This window comes from Salirhabdus salicampi, assembly GCF_024259515.1.
Classification (GTDB): domain Bacteria; phylum Bacillota; class Bacilli; order Bacillales; family Alkalibacillaceae; genus Salirhabdus_A; species Salirhabdus_A salicampi.
Genome location: NZ_JANBWE010000005.1, coordinates 63,451 through 75,712, shown reverse-complemented (window position 1 = coordinate 75,712; position 12,262 = coordinate 63,451). Strand labels below are relative to the sequence as shown.

Annotated in this window: 9 protein-coding genes and 1 pseudogene; 2 read left to right on the top strand and 8 right to left on the bottom strand. The window is 37.5% G+C overall.

Features of this window, described 5'->3' with window-relative positions; translation table 11 throughout:
* Positions 1-190: 190 nt before the first annotated feature.
* Positions 191-1,447, bottom strand: a complete 1,257-nt coding sequence (locus tag NLW78_RS13675) for a M20 family metallo-hydrolase (RefSeq protein WP_254497821.1) — start codon at positions 1,445-1,447, stop codon at positions 191-193.
* 147 nt (positions 1,448-1,594) lie between these two features.
* On the opposite strand from NLW78_RS13675, the pseudogene NLW78_RS13670 reads away from it, so the two are divergent.
* Positions 1,595-1,815: pseudogene (locus NLW78_RS13670) on the top strand (ectoine synthase); the annotation flags it as partial.
* A 43-nt stretch (positions 1,816-1,858) separates the two neighbouring features.
* On the opposite strand, the gene NLW78_RS13665 reads toward NLW78_RS13670, so the two are convergent.
* Positions 1,859-2,596, bottom strand: coding sequence for a metallophosphoesterase family protein (locus NLW78_RS13665; protein ID WP_254497716.1), 738 nt, complete (start codon positions 2,594-2,596; stop codon positions 1,859-1,861).
* A gap of 191 nt (positions 2,597-2,787) precedes the next feature.
* Between NLW78_RS13665 and NLW78_RS13660 the strand changes: the two genes are divergently transcribed.
* Positions 2,788-3,831: a phosphatidylglycerol lysyltransferase domain-containing protein gene (locus tag NLW78_RS13660; RefSeq protein WP_254497715.1), complete on the top strand. Its 1,044-nt coding sequence runs from the start codon at positions 2,788-2,790 to the stop codon at positions 3,829-3,831.
* Positions 3,832-3,947: 116 nt separating this feature from the next.
* Here the strand turns inward: NLW78_RS13660 and NLW78_RS13655 are convergent, their stop codons facing one another.
* The 6 genes from NLW78_RS13655 to NLW78_RS13630 form a co-directional block, all read right to left on the bottom strand.
* On the bottom strand, positions 3,948-4,670 hold the full coding sequence (locus NLW78_RS13655) for an amino acid ABC transporter ATP-binding protein (protein WP_254497714.1): 723 nt from the start codon (positions 4,668-4,670) through the stop codon (positions 3,948-3,950).
* On the bottom strand, positions 4,667-5,326 hold the full coding sequence (locus NLW78_RS13650) for an amino acid ABC transporter permease (RefSeq protein ID WP_254497713.1): 660 nt from the start codon (positions 5,324-5,326) through the stop codon (positions 4,667-4,669). The genes NLW78_RS13655 and NLW78_RS13650 overlap by 4 nt, the downstream gene beginning before the upstream one ends.
* A gap of 81 nt (positions 5,327-5,407) precedes the next feature.
* Positions 5,408-6,220, bottom strand: coding sequence for a transporter substrate-binding domain-containing protein (locus NLW78_RS13645; protein WP_254497712.1), 813 nt, complete (start codon positions 6,218-6,220; stop codon positions 5,408-5,410).
* Between the two features lie 496 nt (positions 6,221-6,716).
* A complete protein-coding gene (locus NLW78_RS13640; protein ID WP_254497711.1) occupies positions 6,717-8,876 on the bottom strand; it encodes an alpha-galactosidase in 2,160 nt (719 codons plus the stop codon).
* Between the two features lie 85 nt (positions 8,877-8,961).
* A complete protein-coding gene (locus NLW78_RS13635) occupies positions 8,962-10,254 on the bottom strand; it encodes an ABC transporter substrate-binding protein (protein ID WP_254497710.1) in 1,293 nt (430 codons plus the stop codon).
* Positions 10,255-10,572: 318 nt separating this feature from the next.
* Entirely contained in the window at positions 10,573-12,252 is a 1,680-nt protein-coding gene (locus tag NLW78_RS13630; protein WP_254497709.1) for a sugar phosphorylase, read from the bottom strand.
* Positions 12,253-12,262: the final 10 nt, after the last annotated feature.

Sequence of the window (12,262 nt, the reverse complement as noted above, 5' to 3'; positions counted from 1 at the left end):
TTTCTATATTTTATATATTTCTAGTACATATTCACTATTTTTATTTTAACATATTTTTCATTCTAGGATGATGGTAATTATTATAGAATGAAATAAAATTCCATTTTAAAATAGATGTAGGTCACCATGACTTGAAACCATTTATATAGAAAAACGCCGTACCTATTCTAGGCACAGCGTATATGAATCATTAGTAGTTTTCTATGAAGTGTTTTAAAACATGGATCGTCTGAACACAATCGTTCAAGGAAGACCATTCTGCCGGGTTATGACTAATACCATCTTTACTTTGCACAAACAACATGGCAGATGGAATTTTTCTCCCAACGACCATTGCATCATGACCTGCTCCACTCGGTAAATAGAAAGGTTCTATGCCATTTGCCACAATCGATGCATCTAACTTTTGTTGTAGATCCTTTCGTATTAACAACGGATCAACTCGTACGGTTTCATTCCATGCAACGTTTATGCCGTACTTCTTGGCAACACTTTGTGCTGCATCGGTTATTAACCCAACAAGTTGATCACGTGTATTCTCATGGATATCACGAATATCAACCGTTAAGTCCACTTCACCTGGAATTACATTTACCCCATTTGGTTTGACGTTCAATTTTCCAACAGTTGCTACTGCCGTTGAACTAACTCGTGGAGGTAGATTATGAATCTCACTTACAAACTTTCCGGCAGCAACGAGGGCGTCACATCTTTCATCCATGGGGGTATTTCCAGCATGACCTGCTTGTCCTTTAAAGTTCATAGATAACCAACAAGGTCCAGCAATACCTGTTACGATACCAACAGGGAGTTGCTCTTTTTCCAAGCGTTTCCCTTGTTCAATGTGAACTTCTATAAAAGCTTCTATCTTCGTTAGATCCCGTTCGGATTGAAAGAATTCTTCTTCTGTTAAGCCAATTTCATCTAGAACCTCAGAGAAAGATTTCCCCTCTGTATCTGTTAACTTTGTTATCGTTTCTTTATCATTTTGCCCAGTAAAGGCCTGACTTCCTAACAACCCACCATTGAAGCGTGCCCCTTCCTCATCTGTAAAAATCACAACTTCAACCGTGCGTTCTGGTGTATAGCCAGTTTCTTTCCACGCTTCAACTACTTCTAATGCTGCTAATACACCTAACGGCCCATCAAAATGCCCTCCATTTGGAACGCTATCTACGTGTGAACCAGACATCAGGAGAGGTAGTGACTGATTTTTTCCTTCTAATCTACCAAAAACATTGCCCGCACCATCAGTCGTTACGGCTAACCCCGCTTCTTTCATCCAATCTATTACTTTATTTTTCGCTTCAGCTTCTTTAGCAGAAAATCCTACACGATAAGACCCACCGTACTCTGTTTTACCGATTAAGGATAACTCATTCAGACGGGAAGCCACTCTATTACCGGATACACCTGAATGATTTAATGTGTAATCGAAATCAGCCATTAAATTATGATATAAATCGTCTTTTTTATGTAACACGAATTGAAGTCTCCTTTACTTACCGTATTTATTCAAAGGTATTTCAAACTATTATAAGGTAAAGAACCAGAATTTTCTATAAATTGAGCATGATTTTTATTTAGGAGAGAGCTTTGGTATCAAAGCCACCATGAAGATGTTTTATTGTATAAAAGGGGAAGGTGAAGTCGAGACATTGTCAGTGGTAAGGTGCTTTTTGTGATTTCAGCAGGTAAAATATATGCCCTAGATAAACATGATATGCGCATGGTTTGCGCATTCAATCCACCTTTGACCGGGAAAGAGGTTCACGACGAAACGGTGTGTATCCCTTAGTTGAAGACGATGAATAGTCTGACGACCTCTTCCACGGAGTTTGAAAGAGGTTGTCTTTTGCTATATATATCGCAAATGTTGGTTTCCGTAAAAAACTTCTAAAATAAATTCCTTCCCAGGAACATTTAAGCGCTCGTATGAGAGTAAAAAGTCTTTATTGTCATATGGTACTTCTCGAAACGATATATTTATATTCCCAAATGCTCCTAATTCAACAACTCCGTATGGTGCTAACGGCTTATGATTACATCCTAATGAGCTTGGATTTACATACAGCCGTTCTTTCGATTTAAAATGATGAACAACGTGATGGTGGCCAAAACAAACGATGTCCGCGGTTGACTCCCGGTACAACTCATCTAATTTATTTACTGAAGGGGTTTGATCGACGGGTAAAAAATCACCCCGTTCATTTACATGGTAATGGGTAAAATAAAACGTTTTCCCATTATGATTTGCGTATAACTTTTGCGAAAGACCAGATAGCATCGGTAGGTAAGCAGGATCTAACCGGGAAGCAATCCATTTATGGTGTTCTTTTTCTTCTCCCTTACTTCCAGGTTCCTTACCCGCAAAAATATTTAAAATTGCTTGATCATGGTTACCAGCCACAAAGGAAATGTTCTTTTGTACGGACAATAATGAGAGAACTTCATTTGTTTCATGACCAATTCCAATTAAATCACCTAAACAATAAATATGAACTATATCTTCATCCTTATTAATGTCATGTAAGACCGCTTTTAACGCATTATAATTACCGTGAATATCCGTAATAATTGCAACTTTTTCCGCCATGTTGAATCCCCTTAACTCTTTTTTGTACCCTTTAATTACATTTCCCATTTCTATTTAATTTAAAAGAGAAGATTATCTCTTTCTTATTGATTTTATAGTAATTATTATCCGATAAAAAAGTCCCTTTTCCTTTGGAACTATATTGTGCTATCTTTATAAAGGTGATATTTGAGGAGGAGACTACATCGACCATGATTAGACTATGGAATAACAAGGAGTTATCCCCTGTTAACGACAAGGATATCCAATCACTGAAATCATTCCTAAAGAAATACGGCGGAAACCATGTATCACATCTTAGTTTTCTTAAAGATAAAGAGTTTTTTTGGGATCCACAACGAAAAGTACTCATTCTATATAAACGCATTGGAAAAAAACTTTTTGTATTAGGAGACCCCCTAGGTGACCCGCTCTTCTTTTATGAAGGTATTAAACAGTTTATAACATATAGTCAAAAAAATGGGTGTAACGTATTCTTCTACCAAGTAAGCCAGCAGTTTATACCACATTACCTTGAAACTGGTTATCGTGTTATAAAAATTGGGGAAGAAGCAATCGTGAATCTTCATCATTTTTCTTTACGTGGGAAAAGTAAAGGAAATTTGCGTACAGCATTAAATAAGTTAAATCGAAGTGGGTATTCCTTTCAAATTATGGAACCACCCTATTCAGAAAAAACGATCGCCCAATTAAGGAGCATATCGCAACAATGGTTAGGAAGCAGGCAAGAAAAGAGCTTTTCAGTAGCGTTCTTTTCAGAGGATTATATTTCACATTTTCCATTAGGGATTATAACCGACCCAAATGGTGATATCGTGGCTTTCGCTACTTTAGCTACAAATTATCGTAAAAAGATAAGCATAGATTTAATGCGTAAAACCCCTCACAGTCCAAATGGAACGATGGAGGCATTATTCGTTCATATCTTTAAATGGGCAAAAGAAAAAGACTTTGAACAGTGCAGTTTAGGAATGGCTCCACTTACAAACGTGGGTACAGACGCAAACGCAAGTTATTATGAGAAGTTATTACACTTCATTTATGAAAAGAGTAATAAACGATATAACTTTAAAGGACTAAAACGTTTCAAGGACAAGTTTGCATGTACGTGGGAGCCAAAATATATAGCATATCACTCGAGTTTCTTACCATTAACGTTCATACAATTATTAACACTTATCCATCAACAACCTAACGAAGGTCATTATGATGAAATGATAGAAGAAACTGTATAAAGCCTTTATATATAGAGAGAAATAAAAAGATCCCCTTTATGTACTGTAGACCCAAAAGCGAGAATTTAATCTTACCTTTTGGCAGTACAACACAGGGGATTTTTTATAAGCTATTATTATAGAATTTTACTTAAGAAGGATTGAGTACGAGGATCTTGTGGATTTTCAAAGATTTGCTCTGGATCTCCTTCCTCCATCACTACACCTTCATCCATAAACAAGACACGGTCCCCCACTTCACGAGCGAAGCCCATCTCATGGGTAACAACTACCATTGTCATACCCTCTTTTGCTAAGTCTTTCATAACTTCTAGCACATCTCCAACTAACTCTGGATCAAGGGCAGATGTCGGTTCATCAAAAAGCATGACTTTCGGGTTCATGGCAAGTGCCCGAGCAATTGCAACACGTTGTTTTTGCCCACCTGATAAGCTATCAGGATAGGCATCAGCTTTATCAGCCAGCCCAACCTTAGCAAGTAAAGGCAGGGCAACTTCTTTTGCCTCTTCTTCTGAAAGCCCTTTTACTTTTACAGGTGCTAACGTAATATTTTGCAAGACTGTTTTGTGAGGGAATAGGTTGAAGTGTTGGAAAACCATTCCTACTTTCGTACGTAGTTCGTTAATGTTTGTAGATGGATCTGTCAACTCTTCACCATCAATTGTAACGCTACCAGAAGTAATCTCCTCCAGTAGATTTAAACATCTAAGAAATGTACTTTTTCCGGAACCGGATGGGCCAATAACACATACAACTTCTTGTTCTTTAATTTCAGCATCGATTCCCTTCAAAACTTCTAAATCACCGAACGACTTGTGTAAATCTTTTACTGTAATCATTTAACATCCATCTTCCTTTCTAATCTGTTCAAAAAGAGTGCGGATGGAATCGTAACACATAAATAAAGTAAACAAACCATTACAAGCGTCTCAAATATTTCAAATGTTGCGTTCCAATATTCTTTACCCATAAAGATAATATCGTGTACAGCGATAACCGAGAATACAGACGTATCCTTCAAACTAATAATGAACTGGTTACCTAGAGGCGGTATCATCCGCTTAAATGCTTGCGGCCAAATAATAAAGCGCATTGTTTGACGTTCAGAAAGCCCTAAAGATCTTCCTGCCTCACGCTGCCCTTTATCGATAGAATATACTGCTCCACGGACAATTTCTGCAATGTATGCACCAGCGTTTACTGCAATGGCAATGACACCGGCGGTAAATGAGCTAATATCTATTCCTATATCCGAAATACCGTAATATAAGAAAAGAGCTTGCGCCAGAATTGGTGTACCCCGTACAACCTCAACATAAATAGACCAAAAGTTGCGAACAAATTTTATTTTTGATAGTTTTCCTAACCCTGCCATCGCACCGATAATCATACCGAAAAACAGACCGATTGCTGTAATACTAACTGTTATCTTTAATCCCTCAAACAAATAAGGCAAACTTTTCACAAAAGCACTATCTATGAATGTTTCTATCATTCAGTAAACCTCTCCTTAATAAAATAGCGTAACAAGCCTCAACTTGTTACGCTTGATTTGTTATAACTTCGCTGTACTTTTTTATTGTGGTGGTTGTGTTCCAAACCATTTTTCATAGATTTCCGCATACTTACCATTTTCTTTCAACGTAGCTAAAGCTTCGTTAATAGGACCAACTAAATCAGATCCTTTTGGTGTAGCAATACCATATGGCTGTCCTTCCAATACGTCCCCGACTGTTTTTAACTCGTCAGAAGCATTTTCTTTAATATAGTATTGAACGTTCGGTAAGTCATAAAGCACAGCGTCTAGACGACCACGTTGAAGATCCATGTAAGCTGTAACAATTTCTGGATATGCTGAAACTTCGGCATCTGTATTTTCTTTTAAATAGTCGTTACTTGTTGAACCTTGACGTGCACCAACTTTAAGGCCGTCAACATCTTCAATTGACTGAACATCAGAGTCAACTGGAACAGCCAAGATTAGACCGGAATCATAATATTTATCAGAGAAATCAATGTACTCTTTACGTTCTTCTGTAATTGAAATTCCTGCAATTCCAATATCGTTTTTACCTGTACGCATAGAAGCTAGCAGACCATCAAATTCCATTGTTTCAAATTCAACATTAAAACCTGCTTCTTCAGCTATAGCTCTCATTAAATCAATATCGAAACCTTCCATTTCACCTGTGTCTGGATTTTTGTATTCAAATGGCTGGAAGTTAGCATCTGTCGCGACAGAGTATGTTGGTACTTCTTCTTCACCATTTCCATTCCCATCCCCATTATTTGAGCCATCACCATCACCATCACCGCTAGTACTTGTCCCACAAGCTGCTAGGATTCCAAACGGAACAATAGCGAAAAGTAAGAAAAATAATTTCTTCATTGTAAGTAAATCTCCTCCCAAATATTTATGTCGTTCTATTCACATTGTCCCATAATTTTCAGAAAATACGAAATTGAATATACAACTATAACTGGGAATTATTTTCTGTTTATGCACATTTAATACAGTTCACCTAACCTATCGTTACAAAAACTTTTATTTTGACAAAAATACTCGCCTTTAGTCCACATTTGTTTATTATCTTCTACGATATACGAAGTTAGTCTTAGGACTATATCACTGTTTATAAAATATTTAGCATAATCATGCACATATCACATTCATTTCCCACGAATTGTTACTCATTTGTATAGGTATAGGACAATGATAATTCAATCATATTCTCTAAAAAGAACATTTATGAATCTTTTTATCCAGAAGGATCAACAGTATTCCGCACTTACTTAGTACGGATAATCTCAGTTTGCTAACGAACAAAAAGAACAATCCCGGTATACATCGAGATTGTCCTTCCATATTTCAATTATATCCATCACTATGAAAGACTTTTCAAGCAAAACATCATGCTTTGAAAGTCTCCTTTTAATTGGGGGATTGGTAATCCTGCATACAATAATTGGTCTCCTAAATAGTCATTATTTATACCATCTACTTGATATATTAATGAAGGTTTTAAACCTTTTAATTTTAGCCGGTCCTTTGGAAGTAAGTTAGCTTCGGCTAATACTTTCGAATAGAAAACGATTGCTTCTTTTTGATCATTCGATACAAACATCCAAGCCGTTTCGTTTCCTTCAAAAGGACTTTTCAATCGATACATTTCCCCACTCTGAACTAATAAACGTATTTCCTTATATAGTTCCACTTGGTTCTTTACAATTTCTTTTTCCTCTGGAGTAAAGAGAGTTAGATCTAACTCATAACCAAAGTTTCCTGACATAGCGACATCACCCCGTGTTTTTAGGGGAGTTATCCGATTTACCTGGTGATTCGGTACAGCTGAAACATGTGAACCCATTGTGCTCACCGGATAAACAATACTAGTTCCATATTGAATTTTTAATCGTTCCACCGCATCAGTGTTATCACTAGCCCAAATTTGCGGCATGTAATGTAACATACCTGGGTCAAATCGTCCCCCTCCCCCTGCACATCCTTCAAACAATATATGAGGGAAGGTATTTGTAATCTTTTCAAGTAAATCATAAAGTCCTAGAATATAACGATGACCTATTTCTTGTTGCTGAGTAACAGGATGGTCAGCAGATCCTACCTCCATCAAATTACGATTCATATCCCACTTCACGTAAGAAATTGGTACTGTTTTAAAAATGTTAGCCAAGGATGTAAAAATATAATCTCGAACATCCTGTCTCGAGTAGTCAAGTACTAACTGGTTGCGAAATTCCGTTCTCCTTCGGCCCGGCACATGAATACACCAATCCGGATGTTTACGGTAAAGCTCACTATTAGGGGAGATCATCTCAGGTTCAAACCATAAACCAAATTGTAGTCCCTGTTCATTTACTTGTTTTGCCAAATGCTTTAAGCCATTCGGCAGCTTCACTTTATTTTCAAACCAATCACCTAGTGAGCTTGTATCATCATTACGTTCTCCAAACCAACCATCATCTAAAACGAGCAATTCTAACCCTAATTCTTTTCCCGTTTTTGCTATAGACAATATTTTATCTTCGTCAAAGTCGAAGTAGGTCGCTTCCCAATTATTGACGAGAATCGGCCGTTCGTTATCTTTGTGAACTCCACGACATAACCGATTACGATATAATCTGTGATAAGTTCTAGACATATCACCTATTCCTTCAGAGGAATACACCATCACAACTTCTGGTGTTTGAAAACTCTCCCCCTTGTGTAGTAACCACGAAAAATCAAAGGGATTAATACCGATTGAGGCTCTAGTTGTAAAAAACGGATCCACTTCGATCTCTGCCCTAAAACTCCCACTATAAATTAAGCTAAAGCCAAAAGCATCCCCATAATCCTCCGTTGTATGAGGACGAACCATTGCAAAGAAAGGGTTAAGATGGTGGCTGCTCGCATTCCCTCGTCTGCTTTCAATACTCACACTACCCGGGGCAATAGCCTTTCTTTGTATATGTCTTTCCCGTCTAGAAGCACCTGATAAATAAATCATTTCATAATCAGGATCATGGAAATCAAGGCTAGCCGACAGTGCGCGTAATATTTGCACGTCTCCGTTCCCGTTATTGATTAATCTTGCTGATCTCGTAACGACATTCTCATCTTCGTAAACGGTATAATATAACACTACGAAAAGCCCACTATATTCATCTAACAATTCAAGTTGTATAGTTTGGGCTTCCTGCTTATCCTCAACGTATGTAGATGGTAAACCCTCTAACGAAGGTTTTCCTTGAAATATTCGATATCCTTTATAAATAAGTTCAGTGATACGGCTTCCGTCTTTAAGTTGTACTTGATATGCAGGATGCCTAAAATCTCCACTGCCATACTGCGGATACTCTTGGGGTAAGCGATCAATTGTTTCACTACGCATGGGGTCAATCAAATACGAAAAATTGCTTTGGTCCTCCAACCGTTTTCCCCAATACAAATGAACGGGAAACCCATCTAATACTTTGATGATATAGCTCATACCTTTAGACTGAATGTGAAAGATATTGTCTTGTTTATGATAGTAGATTGGCATCCTGTTCCCTCCTTCAATCTCTCCTTAACAAAGGAAGACAGGTTCTAGTATTAGAACCTGCCTTTTCTATATAGACTTCATAAGTTTAATTAACAGTATCCTCCATCTTTTGTTGCGCTTTTTCGGCAACTTCTTTAGGACTTGCATCCTGCTGAGTCATGTTAAATATCGCTTCACCTACAATGAGTTTTGCTGAGATATCACCCATTGATGGGTAAAGAATTCCGTCTTGGAATCCAAAACGCTGTAAGTTTTCAAGTCCGGATGCGATAACTGCAGATTCTTCACCGTATGCATTTAAGACCTCATTGTCAACATACTCTGGCGCTTCCGCGATAGATGCTCTAGTTGGGTTTTGCCCACCTGGAGACATATGAAGATACTTAATATAGTTTTCTTCCTCTAAAACATAGTTTACAAATTTCTTAGCCGCTTCTTTTTCCTCATCACTAACTGTATTTGGAATCGTTAAAGATGTAATTTGGCCGAACGTTGCAGGCTGTAAGTTTTCAGGTGTAGCGAATCCAGTTTCATTTGCCAAATCTGCATCAACTAACGCGCCCATTAGGTAAGAAGAATACATAACCATTGAAGTATTTTCTGCTAAGTATAAATCCTTCGCTTCTCTCCATGTTTCAGCACCTGGAGGTGTCAATTCCGCAAGATCTTTATAGTATTCTAGTGCCTCAATCATTGCTGGTGAATCAAAACTTACATTTCCATCGCTATCAAATACATTCGCATTGTTTGATAAAGCGAATTGACTAAATACTTGTTCAGCAAATTCGTCTTGTTGTGTACCTATTACAATACCGTACTTTTTATTATCAGGATCATGTAACGTCTTAGCAGCTGTTAAAATATTTTCCCAAGTATTTGGTGCCTCTAAACCATTTGCTTCAAAAATATCTTTTCTATACCAAACACCTTGTACCCATCCATAGAATGGTACACCGTAATATCCGTCCCCTGCTGGAGATTCAACAAGATCTAATGTACCTTGGAAGAAATCATCTTTTCCAAAATCATTAATGATGTCTTCATGTATTCCAGTTTCAACTACTTCTTCCTCACCTAGTAGTAAAGAAGTATCAACTCCTGCCTCTAACAATGCAGGCATTTGGTTAGCACCTAATGCTGCAGAGATCTTTGTTGGATAATCTCCCTCAACGATTGGTACTTGTTTCACTGTAATTCCTGGATTTTCCTCTTCAAACCCTGCAATGATATCTTTAATGACTTCTACACGCTCTTCCTCAACATTCATGTGCCAATATTGAATTTCTACTTCGTCGCCTTGGCTTCCTGAATTTCCACCACATGCAGTTAGACCCAACAATGATAAAGCAAATATCCCTGCTCCTAATATCTTTTTCAATGTAACTTTCTCCCCTTTCACCTTATACAAAAACGTTTTTGGTTTTTCGTAAAAAAACAGAATGAAATAAAAACTAGAATGAATTCAACTTGATTAATAATATTGAAGTTAAAGATCCCCTTATATCCCCTCTTCTCTATCTAAATCTCATTTGGATAGAACGGATAGTTCTATCACCAACCTAGTTAAATCAACGAAAACGTTTTTGGTTTAACCGCTTTCATTATATAAGGAAAACGCTTTCAAGTCAATATCATAATTGCTAGAATTGTCGAAAAAGTTAACTGGAGTAGGACACTATTTTAGATGCCACTAATTCTACTGAATCCACATAGCTTGGTACGGATTGATCACTAGTTTGCCTTTTACATTTCGGCCACTAATAATGTCTTTCCCTTGTATACTAGCATTTGATAGTGATACTTGTTCGTTGGATACATTTACGAGAACAGTAATTTTATCTCCTGTTTCCTCATTATGACGTACAATAGAAAACAGACGGTCATCAAGAAACAGTACTTCTTGTGATGCATTTGGACTAAATGCTTTTTGTGTTCTTCTAAGTTTAATCCGATCTGACATATTACAAAAGATCTTGTGACGAAGAGAATCGCTTTCCAACTCTTTGACTAATTCATCGAGGTCAAGCTTTTCACGGTTGATACGTCGGTTAATACCTGACTCTTCAACACCTTTGTAGTAGTTTCGTGAGCCAAGTAAACTATGAACATATATACCAGGTACGCCGATAACAGATAATAAAATGGTATGGGCAGCCAAAGATTTATCAACTCTTACGTTGTCATCTTCCTCCAGTCCTGCTAACGCATCTAAATAATTAATATTTAATTCATAAGGGCTCTTTGTACCATCTCCGTTATCCTTATATGAAACTTGTCCTCCACTCTCTAGTGTCTTATCAACCATGTACTGCTTTTCTTCGGAAGTGAGTATACCTTCAGTCGGGCGCATCCCAACCCCATCATGGGATGATAAGAAATTAAAAAAAGATGTCGCTTCAGTCGTTGGTTCAAGACTTGCAGCCCATTCTGAAAGTTTTCGGGCATTTCCGGTCAAAAAGGAAAATAGTGTTAATGGCGGAAGTGGAAATTGGTATACCATTTGGGCTTCATCATACCCATTTCCAAAGTAACTAATGTTATCCTTATGAGGTACATTTGTTTCTGTAATCAGTATCGTTCCAGGTGCACTAATTTCTAGAACCTCTCGAATGAGTTTAATTAAGGCATGTGTTTCTTCAAGGTGCATACAAGTCGTCCCTTGTTTTTTCCACATGAAGCCTATTGCATCTAAGCGAAGGAAACGTGCACCGTTCGTAGCATACATACTTAAAATATCAAGAATTTCAAGCAGTACGTCGGGATTTTTAAAGTTTAAGTCAATCTGGTCTTCGCTAAATGTTGTCCATACATGCTTAACACCCCGGCTTGTTTCGAAAGGTGTCAGTAACGGTAATGCCCGTGGTCTAGTAACTTGGCTATAATCGAGCGAAGGGTCAGCTTCAATAAAATAGTCCTTGTACTTAGGGTCCCCGTTCAAGTAGCCTTGAAACCATTCACTACTTTTAGATATATGATTAATGACTGCATCGAACATTAAATCGAAATGTTCCGCTAATTCATTTACGTCCTCCCATGAACCTAAGTCAGGATTAATTTCACGGTAATCAGTAACTGAAAACCCATCATCAGATGTGTAAGGATAGAAGGGTAAAATATGAACTGCTGTTAATGTATCATTCGCATATTTCACCAAAAATTCCCTCAGCGTCTGCAACGGAGCCTTCCCCGTTTCTTTAATAGAGTCTCCATAGGTGATGAGCATCACATCATTTTCTGTTACCCATGGTTTCTCAGAAGAACTACGGTTAACGTATTTTTCTATTACTTTTTCGATCCCTTTATAAACTTCTTCACTTCTATCTCCATACAATAGTTGAAGCTTATCTTCTATACTCTTTCTCATCGTAATATTCATTTGCCAGCCT

Bases quoted from the DNA above. Each gene is read 5' to 3' on its own strand.
- NLW78_RS13675 (WP_254497821.1), bottom strand. From the start codon at position 1,447: ATGGCTGATTTCGATTACACATTAAATCATTCAGGTGTATCCGGTAAT.
- NLW78_RS13665 (WP_254497716.1), bottom strand. From the start codon at position 2,596: ATGGCGGAAAAAGTTGCAATTATTACGGATATTCACGGTAATTATAAT.
- NLW78_RS13660 (WP_254497715.1), top strand. From the start codon at position 2,788: ATGATTAGACTATGGAATAACAAGGAGTTATCCCCTGTTAACGACAAG.
- NLW78_RS13655 (WP_254497714.1), bottom strand. From the start codon at position 4,670: ATGATTACAGTAAAAGATTTACACAAGTCGTTCGGTGATTTAGAAGTT.
- NLW78_RS13650 (WP_254497713.1), bottom strand. From the start codon at position 5,326: ATGATAGAAACATTCATAGATAGTGCTTTTGTGAAAAGTTTGCCTTAT.
- NLW78_RS13645 (WP_254497712.1), bottom strand. From the start codon at position 6,220: ATGAAGAAATTATTTTTCTTACTTTTCGCTATTGTTCCGTTTGGAATC.
- NLW78_RS13640 (WP_254497711.1), bottom strand. From the start codon at position 8,876: ATGCCAATCTACTATCATAAACAAGACAATATCTTTCACATTCAGTCT.
- NLW78_RS13630 (WP_254497709.1), bottom strand. From the start codon at position 12,252: ATGAATATTACGATGAGAAAGAGTATAGAAGATAAGCTTCAACTATTG.